This is a genomic window from Rhizobium sp. GCM10022189, assembly GCF_042656325.1.
Lineage (GTDB): Bacteria > Pseudomonadota > Alphaproteobacteria > Rhizobiales > Rhizobiaceae > Rhizobium.
Map to the genome: position 1 here is coordinate 15,991 of NZ_JBHSOR010000023.1, position 21,396 is coordinate 37,386.

Sequence of the window (21,396 nt, forward strand, 5' to 3'; positions counted from 1 at the left end):
TCCGGATTTACGCAAAACGGGTCTGTTCCGTGGCGATATACTTGCGGTGACTGCGGCTGAACCTTCCCTCTTTCCCTCCCCCGCCGCACGGCGCGCCAAGCGGCTGAGGCACGAAACGCGGCAGGCCGCAAAAAGGTTCCCGCCCAAAAAATCACAATTGCCCCTTCGCCGCGCCAACCCTTGCCCGGCTACCGTCCGGCCGAAACGGGAGTATCGGCGCATGAGCGAACGGACGGCGCGGCGGCGGCGCCTTGTGGAAGAAGATCGGGCCGGCCCCGATGAGGGCGAGCAGATGAAGGTCGATGCCGACTGGCTGCTGACGCGCCTTGCCGCCGAGGCCGAGGCCGATATTGCCGATCTCTATGACGAGGCGGGCGACCTGCTGCCGATCCGGCAATGGCCGGCCATCTGGCGGCAGGGGCTGGTGACGGATCTGGAAATCTCCGCCCTTTACGAAGGCACCGGCCGGGAGCGGCGCGAGATCGGCCATGTGAAGAAGGTCAAGTTCGCCGAGCGGCTGCGCCGGCTGGAGCTGATCGGCAAGCATATCCGCATCAACGCCTTCAAGGAGATCGTCGAGCACAAGGGGCTGACGGCGCTGGCCGAGCGGCTGGAGCGGGCGCAGCGGCGCAGCCGCGCCGGCGGCGAGCACGGCGCAGACGGCGAGCATGGCGCGGACGGCGGGGCCGGGCCGGCATGAGCGAGCCCTCCTCCCCCGCCGATCCGAACGACGCCCTCATCGAGCTTGCCGCCGCCTGCCGTTTCAGCCCGAAGCGCTGGAGCCGGCTTGCCTGGGACTGGGGCGTGGGCGAGCTTGCCGGCTATGACGGCCCGCGCCCCTGGCAGGACGAGATCAACGAACTGATCGGCGCGCATCTGGCAGACCCCGCCACCCGCTACCAGCCGCTGCAGATCGCGGTCGCCTCCGGCCACGGCATCGGCAAATCGGCCGAGATGGGCATGCTGTCCAACTGGGCCATGTCCTGTTTTGCCGATTGCAGGATCGTCACCACCGCCAATACCGAGGCCAGCTGCGCACCAAGACGGCGCCCGAGATCGGCAAATGGTTTCGCCTCTCCCTCACCGCCCACTGGTTCGACCTGCAGGCCATGTCGATCAAGGCGCGCGATCCCGCGCGCGGCGAAAGCTGGCGGCAGGATTTCATCGCCTGGAGCGAGCACAATACGGAAGCCTTCGCCGGCCTGCACAACAAGGGCCGCATCATCCTGCTGCTTTTCGACGAGGCCTCGAAGATCCACGACAAGGTGTGGGAAGTGGCCGAGGGCGCGCTGACCGACGAGGATACCGTCATCATCTGGATCGTCTTCGGCAACCCGACGAGGAACAGCGGCCGCTTCCGCGAATGTTTCCGCCGCTTCCGCCACCGCTGGACGGGCCGCCAGATCGACAGCCGCACGGTGCCGGGCACCAACAAGGCCTTCCTGCAGCGCCTGGTGGACGACCACGGCGAGGACAGCGATATCGTCAAGGTGCGCGTGCGCGGCCAGTTTCCCAGCCAGTCGGCCCTGCAGTTCATCTCCGCCGACGATGCCGATGCCGCCCGCCGCGTGCATCTGCGGCCCGAGCAATATGCCTTCGCCCCGGTGATCCTGGGGGTCGATCCCGCCTGGACGGGCGACGACCCGACGGTCGTCATGCTGCGCCAGGGGCTCTATTCGAAGCGGCTGGCGACGATTGCCCGCAACGACAACGACATCGAGATCGCCAACCTCATCGCCCGGCTGGAGGACGAATACGAGGCCGACGCCGTCTTCGTCGACGCCGGCTACGGCACCGGCATCGTCAGCGCCGGCACGGTGATGGGCCGCTCCTGGCAGCTCGTCTGGTTCGGCTCGACGAAAGTGCCGGACCCCGGCTATTGCAACATGCGCGCCTATATCTGGGGCCAGATGAAACGCTGGCTGAAGGCCGGCGGCGCCATCGACCCCGCAAACGAGGCGCTCTACCAGGACCTGGTCGGGCCGGAAACCGTGGCGCGGCTCGACGGCCGGATCCAGCTGGAAAGCAAGGAAGACATGAAGGACCGCGGCCTGCCCTCGCCCAACGAGGGCGACGCGCTGGCGCTGACCTTCGCGCAACCGGTGGCAAGGAAGGCGCGCCACCGGCCGGGAACCGGGGCGACGGCGGCGGTGGATTACGATGTGTATGGGTAGGTGGGGGGCGGAACGCCGGATGCGACCGGAGTCGCGCCACGGATCTCGGCTCGTCCTTCGCCCCCCACAGGTGGGGCACCGGTTTCCCCAAACAATGAGCGATTGCAAACTGCGCAACGTTAGAGATGGGCGAAGGTCCAGCCTCTGGCCGATCTCCCCCCTTGTGGGGGGGGGCCGAAGGACCCGGCAGGCCAGAGGGCGCGCCCCGCAGCACAGCAGCAGCCGCAGCGAGCCGGCTGCGCCCGTGGCCCCTCACCCTTGTGCGCAGGGGTTGGGCAGGGGTATTGTGCCACATGCGGCGAGTTCTTCGGCAGCCCGGAGGCAAGCATGACGCAACCCGAGGCGAAACGTTTCACCCTTGCCGGCGTCGCCATGACGCGGCTGGTATCCGGCCGGCAGACGGGCGGCCTCTTCTGCCTGTTCGAGAATGCCAGCCCCGGCCGCACCGCAACGCCGGTCCACGTCCATGCCGGCGACGACGAGACGGTCTATGTGCTCGAGGGCCAGCTGACCGCGATCCTGAACGGCGAGCCCCGCACGCTCTCGCCGGGCGAAAGCCTCTTCCTGCCGCGCGGCATCCCCCACCAGCTCACCAACCCCGACGAGCGGCCCGCCCGCTACATCCTGATCGGCTCGCCGGATGTTTTCGAACATTTTCTGGCCGCCGCCGGCCGCCAATTGCGCCAGGGAGAAACCGCCGGCCCGCCGACGCCCGACGATATCGAGCGCCTGAAAGCCGCCGCCCCGCGCTTCGGCATCACGCTCCTGCCCGACTGGCCGGCAAAGCCCGTTGGCTAGCTGCCGTACGGCAGAGCGACAGCCGCAGGGAGCGGCCGCGCCGCCGCCCCCATCACCCCTCCCGCCCCTTCGCCGACCACGAAACCGTGTCGTGGTCCGGGTGCTGGTTGTTGCTCTGCCTGATTGCCGCCGCCCAGTCGGCGCCGTTGGTCTCGGTCGGGCCGGTGTTTTCGATGGCGGTGATCGTGTCGAACCAGCCCACCATGTTTTCCGTGCAGGTATTGGCAAGCGGCGGAAAGGCGCTGGGGTCGTCGAGCGAGCCGATCATCAGGTTGGTGCGGCCGTTTTCCAGGTGGTGGAAGAACAGCGGCGTGCCGCAATTGCTGCAGAAGCCGCGCTCGACGAGCTCCGAGCTTTTCCAGACGCCGGGCTTGCCGCGTGTCCAGGTGAGCGCGTCGTCGGGCGCGGCCACCAGCGCGGCAAAGAGGTTGCCCGAGGCCTTCTGGCACATGCGGCAATGGCACAGATGCGAATTGTCGAGCATGGCGCTGGCACGGTAACGCACGGCGCCGCACTGGCAGCCGCCGCTCACCTCCATCTCGATGCGCTTCATTATTTTACTCCTCCAGAGACCGGTTTGTGTTTGATCTCCTTTAGATTTTCGCCCCAATCCTGTCCAGACTGCCAGGCCAGCGCCCTACCCGTCAAGCGCCCTGCCGAGCCGGTTGAACACCCGCCGCGATCGCGCCGGGGCCGGACGGCTTTCGGGCAAGCCTCATGGTTGCCCCGGACGGATGGATGCCTAGTAATAATCGGAATATTGCAGCAGCTTCCACGCGCCGACCAGGATGGCCCCGCTGGCGCCGACCCCCGTTCCCCAGCCGCTCACCTCCACGCTGTCGAACAGCGGATCAACCAGCCCGGCGCTGATGCCCATCAGCGCATAGCCGTAGGCGAGCCCGGCGCCGAGCGTGGAGAGCGCCCCGTAGGATAGGTCGAGATCGTCGCCCGAGAACGGCCGCTCGGGCTCGATCGGCGTCCACAGGTCTTCGGGTGCCGCGCCGAAGACATCGAGCGGGCTCGGGCCGGCCCCGCCGCCAAGGCTTCCGCCGCCGCCGACGCCGCCGCCCAGGAACGCGTATTTGCCGCGGAAATTCGCCGCAGCGCTGCGGAACTCGAAAAGGTAGAGTCCCGCCCCGAGAATATCGGCGCCGCCCACCTGCGCCACGCCGACACATTGCCAATCATGTCCCGCCTGTTCGAGCGACATCTGATCCCTCTCCTCTTTTTCCGGATGCGGCCCTGCCGGCCCTTACTCGTCCTCGTCCTCGTCCCTGCCGTCGTCCACACGCTCGCCCCGCGCTTCCTCCTGCATGCGTTTGTCCACCGTGGCTCCGGCCACGCCGCCGACGACGGCCCCGACAGGGCCGCCGATGGCAAAGCCGATGGCCGCGCCAACCGCCGCAAAAAATCCCCCCGCGCCGCCGCCGCCACCACTGCCGCCGCTGCCGCCGCCGGAGAGGGACTCCAGCGCCTCCACAAAGGCTTCGCCCACCTCCCCGGCTGCCGGGATGGCCTGCGGAGCAGGCTTACCGCCCTGCGGCTGCGACGCGCCGGACGTCCCGCTGCCGGAAACCGCATCCACCACCGCCCCGAAATAGGAAACGACCGATTGCGGATCTGCCTTGAAAATCCCCTCCAGCCGGGCTACGGCCGCCGGCCTCTCTTCCATGATCTGCACAAGCGTATCCTGCCCGGCGTGCGAGATCAGCCGCACCATCTGCGAACGGGCGTCGCCGCCCTTCGCCTGCACGGCATTGTTCCAGGAAAGAACACTGGGTTCAGCCTCGGAAATCTTCAGCCGCCCGGCGATCTCGCCCACGCTGAGGGCGCCGAAATTGCTCCTGTCCTGCGCGATGGCCCCGAAACTGCTCTGGATTTCTACGGCCATCAGCTCGACGATCGCTCTCGCACCGATCGAGCTCTTGTTGTTGTCGGGCATTGCGGCACCTCCCCTCGAAACCTCTGATCTCGGCAAGCTGAACCTGGCGCGCAAACGCCTGCTGCAGCAGCCCGCGCCCTCTCGATGTCAGAAATTCTGAAATCGGCTGTCGCCGCCCGCCATTGCGGCGGCCCCGCCTGTCCGGGCCGCGCGGACGGTCCCATTTCGCTGCACGAATGAGAAGTACGTTACGGTAAATTCGAGCGTAAATTGCCGTTTCAGGCCCGGTTTCGGCCGGCCGTCGGAGCGTGCAAATGCCTGCGAAACAGCCGATTAGCGTCAATATGGCCAAAGGGCGGTGTCGCGGGTGGAGGCCCCGGCCGGCGGGCGCGGCAGGTTAATCACAACGGAGCCGCGCCGACTTTATCCACAGGATTGTTTGCCGCCCCGCCGGCGCGGAAAAGCCCGCGAAAGCAGGCCGCAGGCACCCCGCGCGGCCGGACTAGCCCGACTGGTCGAATTGCTGCGCCGGCGGCGCGGGCGTCTAATCTGCCTGTCGCGGTGGAGGAATGAGATGAGACAAGCACCGGGGCTGGGGCTCGTCTTGGTGCTGGGTGGCGAGCCCCCATATTCTGCCGGCCGCCGGGCGCAACCCGCGCCGCAACCGCCGGCCTTTGGGGACGCAGGGACACGCCGCCTGCGCAAGGTCCGCCAATGTCGCCATTGCTGGATGCCGACGACCCGAACAGCCTCGATATCGTCTGCGACGTCATTCTGGTGGACTGGTTCAACGCGGGCGTGGACCGGTTCGACATCCGGGATCTTCGCGAGGAAATCGAGGCGCATTTCAAGGATATGGACAGGCCCGTGCCGGCAGAGGTCGCCGATCCGCGCACCCTGGTGCCGACGCTGCGCCTGCTGCAGGCCCGCCCGCATATCGTGCGGCCGGCGCGCGTGACCGGCATCGAGTGGCAATTCCTGCGCAACGGCGACCGCGAGTGACGTCCCGCCGGCTGCCGCCGCCTGCCGCCGTCGCTGCGCCCCCTCCCCGACGCAGCGACGGCGCGGCCCGCAGGAACCGCCGCCGCAGCAAAAAAGGGGCGCCTTGCGGCACCCCCTTTTTGCCCCCCCCGAACCGGCATCCCCCTCCCGAGCCCGGATGCCGGCCCCTCGCAATTGCCCCTCTCCCCCCTCATCTGCGTGTTCCCGGCCCCAGCCCGGGTTATGCCACGAAGATCAGGCGCCGCCTTCGGGCGCGGTGGCTCCACGCAGTACAGAGGAGCCATCACCGCACAGGGCGGCGCCTGCATTCCTGTGACGTCCTTAGCGCCAGCCCGCGGGCACAGGAACGAGGGGGGAAAGGGAATGCGCCAGGCAGATGCCGGGCCGCATTTGCAAAACCGCTGCCGGAAGAGGGGCCTGCCCCTAAAACCCCTCCTCCGGTTCAGGATGCCGGATCAGCGGGGATTGCGCCCGTCGCGGTCCTTGTCGTGGCTGTCGCGGTCCTTGTCATGACTGTCGCGATCCCTGTCTTGACGGTCGCGATCCCGGTCGTGGCGATCCTTGTCATGACGGTCGCGATCCCGGTCGTGGCGGTCCTTGTCGTGACGGTCGCGATCCCGGTCGTGGCGATCCTTGTCGTGACGGTCGCGATCCCGGTCGTGGCGGTCCTTGTCGTGACGGTCGCGATCCCGGTCATGGCGATCCTTGTCATGACGATCCCGGTCATGATGGTCGCGATCCCGGTCGTGATGGTCGCGATCCCGGTCGTGGCGGTCCCGGTCGTGATGGTCGCGGTCCCTGCCATGGTGGCCATGGTCCCGGCCGCCGTGATGGCCGTGGCCGTGATTGCCGTCGCCGTCGCCCTCGCCGCCGCCGTCGCCGCCGGGGCCGGAGCCGCCGCCATTGTCGCCGCCGTCGCCCTGGTTGCCGGAAGAGGACCCGTTCGAGGCCTGCTCGCCGGAGCCGGAACGGTTGCCCGAACGCGTGCCGAAACGGTTGCCGCTGCTGTCGTTGTTGAGCGTGCGGCTGTCGTCGTCGGTGCGGATGGATTTTGTCGGCAGGCACAGCCTGGCCTCGATCGAACCCGGCGCTGCCGTGGCGCAGTCGACAACTGCGGGCGCTGCCATCGTCAGGCTGCTGCTTGCCAGAAGGTAAGCAACGGCGACGCTATACTTCGCTGCTTTGCGAATCATCTACTCTCTCCCAAAGTTAACAAACCGTTAACGGGGAGAATTCTTATATTAGCGAAAAGTTAATTCCAAGAATAAACTGTGGATATTGACACAATACCTTAATCTATAGTTAATTACACAAGTAATAAATTTTATTAAAGTTTTAGTATAAACTATGTTACCTTGCCGGCGAACAATAGAAGGGGTGATTCATGCGGTGGCTTGCTTGCCTTGTTTCCCTTGTGTTCTTTCCCGCGCAATTTCAGGCACTTGCCGGACAGGCCCTGCCCGCCGGCAGAAGCATCGGCGCGCCGGTCGGCTTTGCCACCGCCTGCGCCAGCTACCGCTGGCTCTGCCACAAGGTGGCGGCCCGCGGGCCGGCCGGTCAGGCCGCCATGCCGCTCCTGCGCAGGATCACCCGCGCCGTGAACCTCAGCGTGCGCGCCTCGCAGGACCGCTCCGGCGGCGGCGACGCCTGGACCCTGCCCCTCGGCGGCCGGGGCGATTGCGAGGATTACGCGCTGCAGAAGATGAAGGACCTGATCGACGCCGGCTTTCCGGCCGACCGCCTGGCGCTCTCGGTGGTGATCGGCCCGCACGACGAAAACCACGTCGTCCTCATCGCCCGCCTCGACGAGGGCGATTACGTGCTCGACAACCTCAACGACGCGGTGAAGAACTGGCGGGCGACGCCCTATACGTTTCTGGCGACGCAGGATTTCCGGGCGAGATCGACCTGGCGCGTGACGCTGGCCGGGCCGCGGGCCAACGAGTTTTCGTAACGGGTGTGATGGTCGGGTGGGTGTGGCACCGCCTCTGCCGCTGCCGGGATCGGCGTTCTGACAGACGTCTTGATACCATTGTTCGCTGCGGCGTGGGGTACCCCACGGCACAACATCAGCGGCTTGGGGCGAGATCCCACGCCGCAGCGAACGATGGTGTCCAACACCACCGCCCGCCCCGTCACCCCCTCACCCCAGGCCAAAGGCCGTCCGGGCCGTCAGGCATTCCGGGTCGCCCGGCATGCAGGTGCGGCAGACATCCGGCCTGAGCCCGTAGACCCGGCAGGACGCCGCCTTGCCGACCGTGCCCGACAGGGCCGAGCAGCGGTTGCCCTCGCAGCGCATGCCGGAGCGGTCCGGCGCGACATATTGCGGCGGCAGGAGGTCGAGATCGGCGTCCGGCTCGGTGGAAAATCGCGGCCAGTCGCTGGAATAGGCGCAGCATGCGCCGCAGGTCTGGCAATCGAGGTTTGTCGGCAGGGTCATGCGCCGCTCATAGCGCCTGCGGGCGCAGGATGCAAAACACATCGCCGCTGGAAGGCGTTTCGCACGCATTTGAACAATACCTGACGCCTTCCCGCAACAATGCTAAAGTAAAACCCGTCCACACCGTTCGAGAGGGCAAGTATCCGCAGGAGAGAGCGATGAACCTGACAAGAAAACAGTTCGGCCTCGGCATGGTTGCCGCAGGTCTTGGCGCCAGAACGACTGCGCAGGCAAGCGAGGTTCCCGGCCAGCAGCCGGCCCCGGCAGCACAGAACCTGCCGACGACGCCGATGGCGGCGCATCAGGCGAGCTATTTCTTCAGGAATTCCGCTTTCGAATATGTGCTTCTGACCAGCCTCGGGCGCGCCTACCACCAGGGCGGCAATCCCGGCAAGGTTCTCTATCTCTCGCGGCAGATCGAGGACGGCAATTATGACAGCGCCTATGGCGCGCTGGTCGCGGCCGGCGACGAGGCCCGCACGATCGCGGAGGATTCGCTTTCCGGCGGCCACAGGGAGAGCGCCCGCCAGGCCCTGCTCTGGGCACAGAACTATTACGACAGCGCCATCTATTTCGCCGACGGCACCGGCGACCCGACCAGGGCCGCCGCCGCCTGGGAGATGATGGACGCCTGCTGGCTGAAATCGCTCGCCCTCTTCGATCCGCCGATCGAAGAGGTGGCCATTGCCTATGAGAACACCACGCTGCGCGGCTTTTATTTCCGCGGCAAAAGCAGCGCGCAAAACCGCCCGCTGCTGATCCTCGTCAACGGCAGCGACGGCTCGGCGCTGGACATGTGGACGATGGGCGCGGCCGGCGCCACCGCCCGCGGCTACGATTGCCTGACCTTCGACGGGCCGGGCCAGGGCTACGCGCTGTGGAAGCAGGGCATGGCCTTCCGCCCGGATTTCGAGCATGTCGTCACCCCGGTCGTCGATTTCGCGCTGGCGCGGCCAGGCGTCGATCCCGCAAGGATCGCCATTCAGGGCATCAGCCAGGGCGGCTACTGGGTGCCGCGCGCCGTCGCCTTCGAAAAACGCATCGCCGCGGCCATTGCCGATCCCGGCGTGACCGACGTTTCCGCCTCCTGGACCGCCGGCCTGACGCCGCCGATGCTGGCCCTGCTGCAGGCCGGCCGCAAGCAGGAATTCGACGCCTTCATGGAAAAGGCGCTGCCGCCGGCGGTGAAGAACGCGCTCGCCTTCCGCATGCGCCCCTATGGCGCCGGCTCCTATTTCGACGTCTTCAAGGCGACGATGGATTACCGGCTGGACGACGTGGCCGGCCGCATCGCCTGCCCGATGCTGATTACGGAGCCCGCCAACGAGGCCTTCTGGCCGGGCCAATCGCAAAAGCTCTACGCGATGCTGACCGGGCCGAAGACGATGGCCGCCTTCGCGGCCTCGGACGGGGCCGACCTGCATTGCGAGCCCGGCGCCTACGGGCTGCGCGATCTCAGGATCTTCAACTGGCTGGACGAGGTTCTGGCGCGCGCCTGAGGCCGGACGCGGCCTTTTATCGGCCGCCCGACTGGCCGGCCGGCATGCCGGCCCTAGTTCTTCCCGTGGCGGCGTCCGCGGCAGCGGGCGCCTCGCCCTTCGCAACCGCAAGAGGAGGATTTTTCCATGGGCGTCTTCGACCGCATCAAGAACGCGATTTTCGGCAAGGCGCAGGCCGCACCCGTGCCGCAGCCCGCAGCCGCCGCCCCGCAGGCCGGCGCGCCCGCATCGTCTCCCGCACAGCCAACGGCCGCGGCCAAGCCGGCCGCCGCCCCGGCGAGCGCCAGCCCGGCCGGCGCCAGCCCCGCCAGCGCCAATCCCGCCAGCAAAGCCGATATCGAGCAGATCCTCAACGCGGCGGTGAAGAAATCCGGCCAAAAGCTCGACTGGCGCCATTCGATCGTCGATCTCATGAAGGCGCTCGGCATGGATGCGAGCCTTGCCGAGCGCAAGGAACTCGCCGCCGAACTCGGCTATACCGGCGATACCGGCGACAGCGCCAAAATGAACATGTTCCTCCACAAGGCGCTGATGAAGAAGCTTTCGGAAAACGGCGGCAAGGTGCCGGCCGACCTTCTGGACTGACGAGGCGGCGGATCGGCCTCGGGCAAACCACGGGGCCGGTCGTCCGGCGGCGGCGCGATACCGGCGCCAAAGGCCGGCCGGGCCGCTACTGGTTGAGCGCGATCGTCGTCGTCTCCTGCCCTTCGGCGCCCTCGCCGCCGCTCATGATTTCCAGCGCGCCGGCGGCCGCAAAGCGCGAGAGCGCGCCGATATGTTCGGAAATCTCGCCGGCGCTGCGCACCGGGCGGCCGTCCTGGTCGGTGGAGATGGACAGGGCCTCGCTGCCGGTCATGCCGACGGCGCAGAGCGCCAGCGCCAGGTCGTCGACCTCCTGGATGCGTTCCGCCAGCAGATGGACCATGCGGTCGCCGTCATGGGCGGCGAAGCGCATGACGTGGTTGTCGAGGCCGCTATGGGCGATCGCCACGTCGAAATAGTGGTAGCGGCCGAAATCGTCCTCGCCGGAAAGAATGTCGGCCCCGACGGTGCGCGCAAGCTCGTCCAGCCCGGCACGGACAGCGATATGAGAATGTCTAAGCTTCATATCCATGCTGCATATTTAGGCCAGTTCGCCCCTATTTACAACGGTAGCGGTTAAGCCTGGGCTGGATTTCAACGCAGGCGTAATCCTTGTTGCCCACGACCCGGCGCTTCACGCGCGCGTCTCCGCCGTCCTCCGGCAGGTACCAGTAGGCCCAGACCGGATCGCCGTTTTTCGCGTGCGGCACGGCGGTGGTGAATTGCGTGCCCTCTTCGCCCGCGCCAAGCGCGCCCACATAGGCAAGTGCCGCCGGCAGGCCGCCGAAGGCGCCCCGGCCCCAAAGCTCGCGCGACCGGTTCTGGTCAACCGCCACCCGGATCGTCTGCGTGCGGATATTCGCCTTCCGGTGATAATCGCTCCCCATCGCCCACTCCCATTGCGCGCATGGTTAAGCGATACACATCCTGCGGTTTTCGTCAAGAGACGAGGCCCGCCCCGAAGCGATCCGCCATGCATCCTTTTTGCCGCTCGCACGTTTCAGCAGCATCAGCGAAAGGAGATGCAGATGGCAGACAGCACGGGCAGGAACGCCGCGGCCACCGCCCCCGGCGGGGAAAGGCCGGACCATCGGGCCAATGCCGAGGGTTTTGCCAGCGAGGCGGATTACGAGGCCTATCTGTATGCGCCGATCGAGGGCGCGGCGCGCGAGGAGCTGCAGCGGCAGATCGCCGAGGTGCGGGCCGAGATCGAGAACCTCAGGGCCCGTCTGCAGATCATCCGCCATCGGGCCGGCAGCGTGGTGACGGAGAACCTGCGCTGGGCCGATGCCAGCGCCCATGCGCAGCTCGGCGCCTACCCCTGGGCAAAACTCGCCGGCGCCATGGCCGCCGCCTTCCTGGCCGGCCGGGCGCTGCAGCGCCTGCCCTTCGGCCCCCTTGCCGGCGCCGCCGCACCGCTGGTCATGGCTGCGCTGCGCGAAAGGCGGCGCTAGCGATCCCGGCAAGGGCGGGGACCGGTTTTGCCGGAAATGCGCGAAAGGCAATGGGCCGGCGCCTGGAAGGCGCGCCCGTTTTCGCCGGAAATGCGCTAAAGCAATTCCAGCAAAAGTGGGAACCGGTTTTGCGTCCGGAATTGCGGCAAAAGCAATAAGCTGGAGCATTGAAGGCGCGCCCGTTTTCGCCGCAAATGCGCTAGCCTTGCGTGCCGCCGTCCTCGCCTGCCGCGCGCGCGATGAAACGCTTGGAGACCAGCCAGCAGCCGAGCGCCCAGAGCGCGCCGGCCACCCAGCCGGCCAGCACGTCGGTCGGGTAATGCACGCCGAGATAGATGCGGCTGAGGCCGATGATGACGGCAAGCAAAATGCCCGCCGCCATGACGAAGATGCGCGTGGCGCGCCGGCGCTGCGTGCGCGCCAGAAGCGCCCCGAGGGTGAGATAAGTGACGGCGGAGACCATCGCATGGCCGCTCGGAAAGCTGAGATCGCCGACATCGACGAGATGCGGCACCACATCCGGCCTTGCCCGCGCCACCAGGATCTTCAGCCCCGTGCTCGCCAGCCAGCCGGAGAGAACCGAGAGGAACAGGAAGACGGCGATGCCGGCCTTGCGGTCGAGCAGCAGGTAGGCGGTGGCAAGCAGGGTGAGCAGCGCCAGCACGGTGACGCCGCCGAGGCTGGTAATGTCGCCCACCGCATGGGTCAGCCATGCCGGCCCGATCGGCCGGGAAAGATCGCCCGGCTGGCGCAGCGACAGCAGCACCGTCCGGTCAAAACCCAGCGTCTCGCCCTCCAGCACCTCGCTCGTCAGCCGCTGCAGCAGGAAGAGGCCGCCGGCAAGGCAGGCAAAGGTGATGAGCGTCATCGGCTCATACTGGTTCAGCCAGGATCTGATACGCCGCATTCTGCTCCCGCCCGTTTCGTCGAACACATCAACTGTGTGCAGCCGCGCAATTTTGCAAGGGCGGGCCGGCCCGCTGCTGTTGCGCCGTGCGGCACCCCCCCGCCCCGCCGGGTCCTTCGGCATCCATAACGGGCTGGCTGCCGCTGCTGCTCGAGGGCAAGTGAGGGACAGGTCGGGGCGCGGCCGGGAGAGAGGCTTTTCCACCCTCTCCCTCGTCATTCCCGCCGTTACAGGAATGACGGGGAGTGGAAAGGCCGACGCGTGCGGCCGAGCGGCGGGCGCAGGCGGGGCGGACTGCGCTAGACCAGGGGGCCGCGGCTGGCGGCGATCAGGTCTTCCTCCTCGTCGCGCTGGCGGCCGCCGAAAGCGGCGGCGGCGGCGGCGATGAAGGCGCCGACCAGCAGCGAGAGCGAGCCGATCAGCGCCGAGGTCGCGGCCGCCTTGCGGGCCTCGTCGGCGGCGGCCCGGGCGGCGGCCTTGGCGTCGTCGATCTGCTTCAGGACCGTATCGACGCGGGCGCGCGCATCGGCTTCGGAAAGCCCGGTGCGAGCAGCCACGATGCCGGCGATATAGGTCCTGTCGCCATCGGGCACGCCGTCGCTCGCCGCCCCCTGCAGCAGGATGCGGGAGATTTCGGCCGCCGCCGCGCCGTCATTCTCGCCGGCCCGGCCGGCAACGTTCCGGGGCCGCAGCAGCGCATCGGTGAAATAGGCGGTCGGCCCGTCCGGGGCGTCCGAAGAGGCGGCCGCGGCCGTTCCGGCGGCCCCGGCGGCCATTGCGGCCTGGCCGGCGGCACTTGCCCCGGCCCCCGCAAGCGAGGTCAGCGACGAGGCGAGGAAACCGGCGACGAACACGGTTGCCAGCGCCCAGCTGAGGAACCCGTGCGCCGTATCGCGAAAGAAGACCTCGTCCGTGTGGATCGCCGCCCATTTCGTCCTCAGCCGCCCGGTCAGATAACCGCCGAGCGCCGAGGACAGCCACTGCACCACGACCAGCCAGATCGCCGCCGTCACGCCGACAGTCGCCGCCGAGCTGCTTTCGCCCGACCAGGGAGACACCATCGTCAGCCCCACGCCGGAGCCGAGCAGCAGCAGGATGAGCGTCATGCCCGTCGCCGCCAGCCCGCCGCCGAAGATCGGCCCCCAGGCGATGGCCGGCTTCGAGGATTCGACCGGCATGAGTTCGGCGCGCTCGCCGGCAGCGCCCCTGTCTTGCGCAAGAGACATCGACCCCTCCTATCGCATGAACAGCACGAGCAGGATGACGATCGGCAGGGGAATGCCGAGAAGCCAGAGAAGAATACCGCGACCCATTTGAAAATCCTCCGTGAATTGAACGTGTTCGCAAGGATCGAACGCCGGCTGTCCCTGTTTGTTCCGCGGGCCCCTCCCCAGCCCCTCTCCATCCCCTCTCCAGCCCTTGGGGGCCGCTTTTCATGGAACCGGCGAGTCCGCCCCGCGTTGAGACCGGTTGACGCCATCGGAAAGGAGGCTCCATGCCCCACAGGACAAAACCGCTCGTCGAAGTCGCTGCCCGCACCGGGGAAGGCCGCGTGCCGCTCGGCATCATGAATACCGGCCAGGCGCTCGACCTGCCCGAGGAGCTGGATGTGGAAATCTCCCATCCGCACAAGGAGGCGGGCGCCACCGATCATTTCATCGGCCGGGACGAGCTGCGAAAGGTCGGCAACAAGCCGGCCGCCCGGAGGCCGGCGGGGAGCAAGCCGGCGGCAGCCAAACCCGCCACCCCAAGCGCGGCGGCAGCCAAGGCGGCGGCCGCGAAGCCGGCATCGGGACGCAGGGGGGCGGTGAAGGAAGGCCGCCGCCGCGGCCGGGCGGCGGGCGGGGCCATTGATGCCGGCGGCGGGCGATCTATCTCGCCTGCATGGATCATCTCTTCGACGACAAAAGGCAGGCGGCCGGCCTGCGGCGGGCGCTCCAGCGCATAGAGCGGGGCGAAGGCCGGAGGGCGCTTGCCCTGCAGTGCCTCTTCACCCTTGTCGATATCGCCATTCTCGCCTTCTTCGTGCTCGGCCCCTATTTCCGCGCCGCCCCCACCTATCTCGTCGTCGATTATGCGATCGCGCTGTGGATCGCCGCCGAAATGGGGGCGCGCGCCCTTGCCGCGCCCTCGCTGCGCGCCTGGATCCTGCGGCCGATGACATGGATCGATTTCGTCGTGCTGGCCACCCTTCTCTTTCCCTTCGCGCTCTTCAACTTCGCCTTCCTGCGCGTCATGCGGCTCTGGGCGATCGGCCGCAGCCCGCTGCTGAGGGTGGCGCTGCGCCGGCTCGGCTGCGCGGACCGCATCGACGTGGTGCGCGCCGTCATCAATTTCGTGGTTTTCCTCTTCCTCGTCACCGGCTTCGTCTACACCTCCTTCTTCTATAACCAGCCGGGCGGCGAAGGCTTCGTCGACGCGCTCTATTTCACCGTCGCCACGGTGACGACCACCGGTTTCGGCGACATCACCCTGCCCGGCACGCTCGGCAAGCTGACCTCGGTCGTCACCATGATCGTCGGCATCTCGCTCTTCGTGCGGCTGGCCCAGGCGGTGGTGCGGCCGCACAAGGTCACCTTCGCCTGCCACCGCTGCGGCCTGCAGCGCCACGATGCCGACGCCGTGCACTGCAAGGCCTGCGGCGAGGTGCTGAACATTCCCGACGAGGGCGCGTGAGCGGGCGGCTCAGAGGCGGATTGCCGTTTCCTCCTTGGCGGTGCGGATGACGACCATGGTGAAGAAGCGGGCGACGTTGTTCTCGTCGCGGAACAGCCGCTCGCTGAGCGCGTCGAATTGCTCCATGTCGGCAAGCCGCAGCATCAGCACCACGTCGGTCTCGCCGGTGACCGCATAGGCCTGCGACACCGCCTCCTCGGCCACGGCAAGGTCCATGAAGCGGCGCATATGCGCCTCGCCGTGCAGCTTCAGCTCCACCGTCACCAGCGCCTTGATGCCGCGCCCCACCCTTGCCGGGTTGAGGATCGCGACGATCCTGTCGATCACGCCGCTCCTGCGCAGCCGCTGCACGCGCCGCAGGCAGCTCGAAGGCGACAGGCCGACCTCCTCGGCCATGTCGATATTGGTGCGCGAGGCGTCGCGCTGCATCAGGTTCAGGATCTTGCGGTCGATACGGTCCATGGCCGGATCATAGGCAGCGGCAGCATCTTTGCAATAAAATTGCATGGAGCTGCAATCTTTGACCGCAAATTCGAAGCCAGGGGCGCTAGAGCATTTCCGGCGAAAACGGAGTCGCCTTCAATGCTCTAGCTTATTGTTTTCCCCGCAATTCCGGACGCAAAACCGGTTCCCACTTTTGCTGGAATTGCTCTGGCAGGATGGGGCACCGTCAAGGAGATCCCGCATGCCGCTTCTGTCCTTCATCCGCCGCAACGCCAGCCAGACGCTTGCCGTCTACTGGCTGCTCGTGCGCATCACCGTGCCGATCGCCATCCTGACCGAACTTTTCTCGCGGATGGGCGCGGTCAGGGCGCTCGCCCCCGCCTTCGCGCCGGTCATGAACCTCGTCGGCCTTCCGCCGGAGCTGGGGCTTGCCTGGCTGACGGGCATGCTGGTCGGAATCTGGGGCGCGGTGCCGCTCGTCTTCACGCTCGTTCCCGCCGCCTCGCTCAGCATTGCCGATATCACCGTCTTCTCAGCCCTCATCCTTTTTGCGCACGGTTTGCCGATCGAGCAGAAGATCATCCAGAAGGCCGGTCCGGGCATGGTCGCAACGACGCTGCTGCGCGTTGGCGGGGGCCTGCTCTACGCCTTCCTGCTGCACCATGTTCTGGCGGCAACCGGATGGCTGGCCGGCCCGGCCGCGCCCGTCTGGCTGGCGGCGGGCGCCGCGCCGGACTGGGGCGCTTATCTCCTGAACCTTGCCGAAACGATGGGCTGGATGTTCGTCATCCTCATCGTGCTCTCGTTCGGGCTGGAACTCCTGAAGGCGGCCGGGCTCATGGACCTGATGATGGCGGCGCTTTCGCCCGTGCTGCGCCTTGCCGGCATCCGCGGCGAGGCCGGCCAGCTCACCGCCATCGGCCTCTTCCTCGGCATTTCCTACGGCGCCGGCCTGCTGATCCGCGAGGCGCAATCGGGCGCGATCGCGCCGCGCCAGATCTTCCTCTCCTGCGTGTTCATGGGTTTTGCCCATAGCGTGATCGAGGATACGATCGTGGTGATGTCGCTCGGCGCTGACCTGCACGGCGTGCTGACGGGCCGGCTGGCCTTCGCCGTCGCCGCCTGCGCGGCAATCGCCGCCCTGCTGCGCCGGCTGCCGGACAGCGAACCGGCGCAACCGGTCGCCTGATCGACGCAGGCTTTTCGCCGGGAACCGGCATGGGGCATGGCGCTTGGGGCTTGGGGCATGGGGCTTGGGGTCGAGGCCGGATTGCCGGTGCCGGGCTCAACCCCGCCCAGGCTGGATGCGATGACCTGCCGCTGCCGCCGCCGCACCCCATCGCGGCGCAAGACGCCGATGCGCCTCTCACCGCGCGTCATGCCCGCAGGCGCCCGCAAAACACACCGCCTCCCCAATCAAATGCTGCTATCGGCGGCCATTTGCGTCTATACCGGACTCCCCCGACAGCTTATCCCGAGTCCCTCATGCCGCTTCCCTACCGCAATTCCAGGCTGCTTCGCCGCTCCCGCGTCATCTGGGGATCGTTTTCGCTCTGGCGGCCGCGGCTGGTCTTCTGGTGCGGGGCGCTGGCGATCGGGCTTGTCAGCGTCGGTTTCGCGCGGCTGGCCGATCTCGCGCAGAAGGGTTTTGCGGGGCTGACGGCATCGGGCCAATGGGCGTTTCTGCTGCCGCTGGCGCTCTGCCCGCTCGGCTTCATGGCCTCGGCCTTCCTCGCCGCCCGGCTGTTTCCCAATTCGCAGGGCAGCGGCATTCCCCAGGCGATCGCCGCCCGCCACCTGCGCGAGGCCGAGGACCGCTCGCGGCTGCTGTCGCTGCGCATCGCCGCCGGCAAGATCGCGCTCACCGTGCTCGGCCTGTTCTGCGGCGCCTCGATCGGCCGCGAAGGGCCGACGGTGCAGGTCGGCGCCTCCATCATGCTGGCGGTGGCGCGCTTCAGCGGCATGGCGCAGGCGCGCGGCCTCATCCTCGCCGGCTCGGCCGCCGGCATCGCCGCCGCCTTCAACACGCCGCTTGCCGGCATCGTCTTCGCCATCGAGGAAATGAGCCGCACCTACGAATCGCGCGCCAACGGCCTGGTGCTGACGGCCGTCATCCTCTCCGGCCTTGCCGCGCTCGGCCTTGCCGGCAGCTACAATTATTTCGGCGAGGCCTCCGTCTCGCCCGCCGGGCTGAAGGACTGGGGCCTGGTGCTCGTCTGCGGCATCGGCGGCGGCGCGCTCGGCGCCGCCTTCAGCGGTCTGGCCCTGCGTTTCGGCCAGCGCATCCGCCGCTGGGCGCAGCCGCAGCCGCTCCCGCGCATGGTGGCGCTGGCCGGGATCTGCGGCCTGGCGGTCGCCGCCATCGGCATCGCCTTCGGCGGCGCGACCTTCGGCACCGACTACGATCAGGCGCGCGGCGCCGTCGAGGGCCACGCGCTGCCGCTTCTCTTCTTCGCCGGCAAGCTGGCGGCGAGCTTCCTTTCCATGCTGTCGGGCATTCCGGGCGGCATCTTCGCCCCCTCGCTTGCCGTCGGCGCCGGCTTCGGCAGCACGTTCGGCTCGCTGATGGGAACGGGTATCGCGCTCGCCGCCATCCTCGGCATGACCGGCTATTTCTCCGGCGTCGTGCAGGCGCCGATGACCGCCTTCGTCATCATCCTCGAAATGACCGGCGACCACCAGGCCGTCATCCCCATCATGGCGGTGGCCATGCTCGGCTACATCACCTCCCGCATCCTCTCGCGCGAGCCGCTCTATCACGGCCTCTCCCGCGTCTTCATCGCCGCCGTTGTCAGGGCAAGACGGGCCGAAGCGGCGGGCTGAGCGCGATGCGGGCTGCGGTGCTGTGCCGGAGCGGGCGAGCGGCCGTCAGGCCCGCCTCAGCGCCTTGATATCGTCCGGATGCCGCTCGAGCATGCGGAACAGATTGACGACGGCAGGCGGCGGGCTGACCTTTCCGGTTTCGTAACGCGAGAAGGCATTGTGTCCGCCGCCGGTCAGCGCGGAGGCTTCCGCCTGGTTCAGCCGCAACTTCTTGCGAATGCGGCGCAGATCCTCGCCGACGGCGCGCCTGTCCTGCAGCACCAGCGCGTCGCTGGCCTGCGCATAGCGCTCGGCGCTTGCCTGATCGTATTCGATCTCGCCGCAGGTACTGCAGCGAAAGCCGGACAAGCCCTCGACATCCGCCACCAGGCCGCGATAGCTCACCTGATGCGTTTCGTTGAAGAACGGCGTCATGTCCGCCCCGGCATCGCAGCAGACGCAGATCCTGGCCATCGTTACAACTCCTTGAACTGGATGACGGGGGCGCCGTCTTCCCTCAGCGTCAGCTTGACATAGGCTTTTCCGGCCGGCGTATCGGCATGATAGACATCCTGCCAGACGCTGCCGTCGCGATTGTCGTCATCGACTTGTAGAGATGGCGGCCCTTGAGCGCACATACCACGTCGATCATCTCCGATGTGGTCAGCCCCATGGCCCTTCCGCCGTCGATGGCGCTTTTGGTGAAAGCCGCCGCCCTCTTTTCCCTCACGACGACGATGATCGCGGCGAGATCATAGTGAGCCTTCCGTTTTTCCATGTCTAGATTACCCTTTGAGGGTAAAAATTCAAGTCGGCAAATCGCTTTGTCAAAACAGCCTGCATGATCCCTGAAACCGTCGCCGTGCTGGAAGGCACCCTTCGCGCTCGCGAGCTTGCCCCATCGCGGCGCTGTTTTTCAAGGGCCTTTCCGGCCGGGGCGGCCCTGTCGAACCCCGCCCTCACCGCTCCGTCAGCTGGCGCATCACCCGTTCCGTCAGCCGCTCGCATCTCCAGCCGGCGAAGGGGAAGGCGTCGAGCGCCAGCGGGCCGATCATGGCGTCCAGCCGGCGGCGCAGCAGGGCGCGGGCGCGGTGCAGGCGGCTGCGGACGGTTTCGGGCTTGAGGGACAGCAGCTCGGCGGTTTCCTCCACGCTCATCCCCTCGATCGCGCGGGCGATGAAGACCAGGCGGAATTCTTCCGGCAGGCTGTCGGTCGCCTCTTCCACGAGTTTCAGGATCTGTCGCTGCGCCATGGTGGTCTCGGGATTGTCGATGGGCGAACCGGTGGGAAAATCGAGGATGCGGCGTTCGCCCGGCAGCCCCTCGAACGACACTTCCGGCCGGCGCGCCGCCTGGCGCAGCCGCCCCAGCGCCTCGTTCATGACGATGCGCGTCAGCCAGGTGGAAAAGGCGCTGGTGCCGGCAAAATCGCCAAGGTGGCGGAAGGCCTTGAGATAGGCCTCCTGCAGCGCGTCCTCGGCCAGCGCGTCGTCGCGCACGATGCCGCGCGCGATGCGGAAGAGCCGCTGGTTGTAGCGCCGCATGATGGCGCGGAAGGCGCCCGCCTCGCGCGCCAGCGCCAGCGCCACCAGTTCCCCGTCGCTGCGTTCCGCCAGCCCTTTCTCCGCCTGCCGCGCCATGGCTCCTCCCTCTCTCTTTGCGCATTGGATGCGCGGGCGCGCCGAAAGTTCCCGCCATCGCGGAAAAATCTTTTCGGGAACGCCCGCCCGCCGCCGGCATCCAACGGCACGTAGCAACAATCGACCGGCGCCCGTTCGCCGGAAGGAGGACAAACATGCACAGACACCTTATCGCCGCGCTCGCCGCCCCGACGCTTGCCGTCCTGGCGCTTTCGGCCCTGACGCTTTCGGCCCCGGCAGCCCTTGCCGCCGGCGCCGCCCCCACCGATCCGCAGATCGCCCATATCGCCTATACGGCCGGCGTCGTCGATATCGAGGCGGCCAGGCAGGCGGTCGAAAAGGCCGGCAACAAGGAGGTCGCCGCCTTCGCCAGGGATATGATCCGCGACCACGAGGCCGTCAACAAACAGGCGCTCGATCTCGTCAGGAAGCTGAACGTGACGCCGGAAGACAACGATACCAGCAGGCAGCTTGCCGCCAATGCCGAAAAGGAGCGGCAGAAGCTTGCCGGGCTGAAGGGCGCCGCATTCGACAAGGCCTATATCGACAACGAGGTGGCCTATCACAAGACGGTCAACGCCGCCCTGAAGACGGCGCTGATCCCGGCCGCGCAGAACCCGGACCTGAAGGCCCTGCTGGAAACCGGCCTGAAGCTCTTCGAGGGCCACCAGCAGCATGCCGAACACGTTGCCGCGACGCTGAAATGAGCGCGCTTCCGGCACTGGCGGCCGCCGCCGCCCTCCTGTTCTGCGCCACCGCCGCCGGCGCCGCCACGATCGAGATCACCATCGACAGGCTGGAATTCCGCCCGGCGGCGGTGACGGCGCGGCCGGGCGACACGATCCTCTGGCGCAACCGGGACGTGATGGACCATACCGCGACCGCGAAGGGAAATTTCGACGTGGTGATCCCGGCGGGAGCGTCGGGCTCGGCGGTAGTGAATGCGGATGGGGTGGTGGAATATGTCTGCCGGTTTCATCCGAATATGAAGGGGCGGATTGCGGTGGGGCGGTAGCCGGGCGCCTGCGCTTCGGGTGAGTGGGGCGTGCCTTGCTAAATATTTGAGAATATTGGGCGTTGCGGCGTGTAGCACCCC

At 67.5% G+C, this 21,396-nt stretch carries 26 protein-coding genes and 1 pseudogene; 14 read left to right on the forward strand and 13 right to left on the reverse strand.

What is annotated here, in order from left to right:
* Positions 1-220: 220 nt before the first annotated feature.
* The 3 genes from ACFPWW_RS11975 (at position 221) to ACFPWW_RS11985 (ending at position 2,972) form a co-directional block, all read left to right on the forward strand.
* Positions 221-700: a terminase small subunit gene (locus ACFPWW_RS11975; RefSeq protein ID WP_377311801.1), complete on the forward strand. Its 480-nt coding sequence runs from the start codon at positions 221-223 to the stop codon at positions 698-700.
* A 295-nt stretch (positions 701-995) separates the two neighbouring features.
* Positions 996-2,174, forward strand: coding sequence for a terminase (locus tag ACFPWW_RS11980; RefSeq protein ID WP_377311802.1), 1,179 nt, complete (start codon positions 996-998; stop codon positions 2,172-2,174).
* 327 nt (positions 2,175-2,501) lie between these two features.
* Entirely contained in the window at positions 2,502-2,972 is a 471-nt protein-coding gene (locus tag ACFPWW_RS11985; protein ID WP_377311803.1) for a cupin domain-containing protein, read from the forward strand.
* Positions 2,973-3,024: 52 nt separating this feature from the next.
* On the opposite strand, the gene ACFPWW_RS11990 is transcribed toward ACFPWW_RS11985, so the two are convergent.
* From ACFPWW_RS11990 to ACFPWW_RS12000, 3 genes are all read right to left on the reverse strand, one after another.
* On the reverse strand, positions 3,025-3,525 hold the full coding sequence (locus ACFPWW_RS11990; protein WP_377311804.1) for a GFA family protein: 501 nt from the start codon (positions 3,523-3,525) through the stop codon (positions 3,025-3,027).
* A gap of 189 nt (positions 3,526-3,714) precedes the next feature.
* A complete protein-coding gene (locus ACFPWW_RS11995; RefSeq protein ID WP_112572801.1) occupies positions 3,715-4,182 on the reverse strand; it encodes a hypothetical protein in 468 nt (155 codons plus the stop codon).
* Between the two features lie 42 nt (positions 4,183-4,224).
* Positions 4,225-4,914: a hypothetical protein gene (locus tag ACFPWW_RS12000; RefSeq protein ID WP_377311805.1), complete on the reverse strand. Its 690-nt coding sequence runs from the start codon at positions 4,912-4,914 to the stop codon at positions 4,225-4,227.
* A 654-nt stretch (positions 4,915-5,568) separates the two neighbouring features.
* Here ACFPWW_RS12000 and ACFPWW_RS12005 point away from each other — a divergent pair.
* Positions 5,569-5,856: a hypothetical protein gene (locus tag ACFPWW_RS12005; protein ID WP_162707008.1), complete on the forward strand. Its 288-nt coding sequence runs from the start codon at positions 5,569-5,571 to the stop codon at positions 5,854-5,856.
* Positions 5,857-6,311: 455 nt separating this feature from the next.
* Here the strand turns inward: ACFPWW_RS12005 and ACFPWW_RS12010 are convergent, their stop codons facing one another.
* The gene (locus tag ACFPWW_RS12010; protein ID WP_377311806.1) at positions 6,312-7,049 is read right to left on the reverse strand and encodes a hypothetical protein; all 738 of its coding nucleotides are present in this window, start codon (positions 7,047-7,049) and stop codon (positions 6,312-6,314) included.
* Between the two features lie 191 nt (positions 7,050-7,240).
* Between ACFPWW_RS12010 and ACFPWW_RS12015 the strand changes: the two genes are divergently transcribed.
* Positions 7,241-7,810 carry a transglutaminase-like cysteine peptidase gene (locus ACFPWW_RS12015; protein ID WP_377311808.1) on the forward strand — a complete coding sequence of 190 codons (570 nt, stop codon included), beginning with the start codon at positions 7,241-7,243 and terminating at the stop codon, positions 7,808-7,810.
* Positions 7,811-7,999: 189 nt separating this feature from the next.
* Here the strand turns inward: ACFPWW_RS12015 and ACFPWW_RS12020 are convergent, their stop codons facing one another.
* A complete protein-coding gene (locus ACFPWW_RS12020) occupies positions 8,000-8,296 on the reverse strand; it encodes a YkgJ family cysteine cluster protein (RefSeq protein ID WP_377311810.1) in 297 nt (98 codons plus the stop codon).
* A 158-nt stretch (positions 8,297-8,454) separates the two neighbouring features.
* Between ACFPWW_RS12020 and ACFPWW_RS12025 the strand changes: the two genes are divergently transcribed.
* Positions 8,455-9,795 (forward strand): alpha/beta hydrolase family protein, encoded by a 1,341-nt coding sequence (locus ACFPWW_RS12025; protein WP_377311811.1) that lies wholly within the window; start codon positions 8,455-8,457, stop codon positions 9,793-9,795.
* A 126-nt stretch (positions 9,796-9,921) separates the two neighbouring features.
* Complete coding sequence (locus ACFPWW_RS12030; RefSeq protein ID WP_377311812.1) at positions 9,922-10,380, forward strand: DUF3597 domain-containing protein; 459 nt, start codon at positions 9,922-9,924, stop codon at positions 10,378-10,380.
* Between the two features lie 85 nt (positions 10,381-10,465).
* Here ACFPWW_RS12030 and ACFPWW_RS12035 read toward each other — a convergent pair whose 3' ends face one another.
* Both ACFPWW_RS12035 and ACFPWW_RS12040 read right to left on the reverse strand, forming a co-directional pair.
* Entirely contained in the window at positions 10,466-10,903 is a 438-nt protein-coding gene (locus ACFPWW_RS12035; protein ID WP_377311814.1) for a hypothetical protein, read from the reverse strand.
* 31 nt (positions 10,904-10,934) lie between these two features.
* Positions 10,935-11,264 (reverse strand): hypothetical protein, encoded by a 330-nt coding sequence (locus tag ACFPWW_RS12040; RefSeq protein WP_112758344.1) that lies wholly within the window; start codon positions 11,262-11,264, stop codon positions 10,935-10,937.
* 141 nt (positions 11,265-11,405) lie between these two features.
* Here ACFPWW_RS12040 and ACFPWW_RS12045 point away from each other — a divergent pair, with 141 nt between their 5' ends.
* The gene (locus tag ACFPWW_RS12045; protein WP_377311815.1) at positions 11,406-11,831 is read left to right on the forward strand and encodes a hypothetical protein; all 426 of its coding nucleotides are present in this window, start codon (positions 11,406-11,408) and stop codon (positions 11,829-11,831) included.
* 199 nt (positions 11,832-12,030) lie between these two features.
* Here the strand turns inward: ACFPWW_RS12045 and ACFPWW_RS12050 are convergent, their stop codons facing one another.
* Both ACFPWW_RS12050 and ACFPWW_RS12055 read right to left on the reverse strand, forming a co-directional pair.
* A complete protein-coding gene (locus tag ACFPWW_RS12050) occupies positions 12,031-12,738 on the reverse strand; it encodes a phosphatase PAP2 family protein (RefSeq protein ID WP_377311816.1) in 708 nt (235 codons plus the stop codon).
* Between the two features lie 299 nt (positions 12,739-13,037).
* A complete protein-coding gene (locus tag ACFPWW_RS12055; protein WP_377311817.1) occupies positions 13,038-13,964 on the reverse strand; it encodes a hypothetical protein in 927 nt (308 codons plus the stop codon).
* A 269-nt stretch (positions 13,965-14,233) separates the two neighbouring features.
* On the opposite strand from ACFPWW_RS12055, the gene ACFPWW_RS12060 reads away from it, so the two are divergent.
* The gene (locus ACFPWW_RS12060; protein WP_377311819.1) at positions 14,234-14,686 is read left to right on the forward strand and encodes a hypothetical protein; all 453 of its coding nucleotides are present in this window, start codon (positions 14,234-14,236) and stop codon (positions 14,684-14,686) included.
* Positions 14,623-15,414: a potassium channel family protein gene (locus tag ACFPWW_RS12065; protein WP_377311820.1), complete on the forward strand. Its 792-nt coding sequence runs from the start codon at positions 14,623-14,625 to the stop codon at positions 15,412-15,414. The genes ACFPWW_RS12060 and ACFPWW_RS12065 overlap by 64 nt, the downstream gene beginning before the upstream one ends.
* A 9-nt stretch (positions 15,415-15,423) precedes the next feature.
* Here ACFPWW_RS12065 and ACFPWW_RS12070 read toward each other — a convergent pair whose 3' ends face one another.
* Positions 15,424-15,876: an Lrp/AsnC family transcriptional regulator gene (locus tag ACFPWW_RS12070; protein WP_112706489.1), complete on the reverse strand. Its 453-nt coding sequence runs from the start codon at positions 15,874-15,876 to the stop codon at positions 15,424-15,426.
* A gap of 223 nt (positions 15,877-16,099) precedes the next feature.
* Between ACFPWW_RS12070 and ACFPWW_RS12075 the strand changes: the two genes are divergently transcribed.
* Complete coding sequence (locus tag ACFPWW_RS12075) at positions 16,100-17,047, forward strand: nucleoside recognition domain-containing protein (RefSeq protein WP_377311821.1); 948 nt, start codon at positions 16,100-16,102, stop codon at positions 17,045-17,047.
* 296 nt (positions 17,048-17,343) lie between these two features.
* Complete coding sequence (locus tag ACFPWW_RS12080) at positions 17,344-18,681, forward strand: chloride channel protein (RefSeq protein ID WP_377311822.1); 1,338 nt, start codon at positions 17,344-17,346, stop codon at positions 18,679-18,681.
* 45 nt (positions 18,682-18,726) lie between these two features.
* On the opposite strand, the gene ACFPWW_RS12085 is transcribed toward ACFPWW_RS12080, so the two are convergent.
* The 3 genes and pseudogenes from ACFPWW_RS12085 to ACFPWW_RS12095 all read right to left on the reverse strand — a co-directional run bounded on the left by ACFPWW_RS12085 (position 18,727) and on the right by ACFPWW_RS12095 (position 20,300).
* Positions 18,727-19,134 carry a type II toxin-antitoxin system MqsA family antitoxin gene (locus ACFPWW_RS12085; protein WP_377311824.1) on the reverse strand — a complete coding sequence of 136 codons (408 nt, stop codon included), beginning with the start codon at positions 19,132-19,134 and terminating at the stop codon, positions 18,727-18,729.
* A gap of 2 nt (positions 19,135-19,136) precedes the next feature.
* Positions 19,137-19,438 (reverse strand): annotated as a pseudogene (locus ACFPWW_RS12090) (type II toxin-antitoxin system MqsR family toxin).
* Positions 19,439-19,619: 181 nt separating this feature from the next.
* Positions 19,620-20,300 carry an RNA polymerase sigma factor gene (locus ACFPWW_RS12095; protein ID WP_377311826.1) on the reverse strand — a complete coding sequence of 227 codons (681 nt, stop codon included), beginning with the start codon at positions 20,298-20,300 and terminating at the stop codon, positions 19,620-19,622.
* Between the two features lie 155 nt (positions 20,301-20,455).
* Here ACFPWW_RS12095 and ACFPWW_RS12100 point away from each other — a divergent pair, with 155 nt between their 5' ends.
* Complete coding sequence (locus tag ACFPWW_RS12100; protein ID WP_377311827.1) at positions 20,456-21,007, forward strand: DUF4142 domain-containing protein; 552 nt, start codon at positions 20,456-20,458, stop codon at positions 21,005-21,007.
* Complete coding sequence (locus ACFPWW_RS12105) at positions 21,004-21,315, forward strand: cupredoxin domain-containing protein (protein WP_377311828.1); 312 nt, start codon at positions 21,004-21,006, stop codon at positions 21,313-21,315. Before ACFPWW_RS12100 ends, ACFPWW_RS12105 begins: the two co-directional genes overlap by 4 nt.
* Positions 21,316-21,396: the final 81 nt, after the last annotated feature.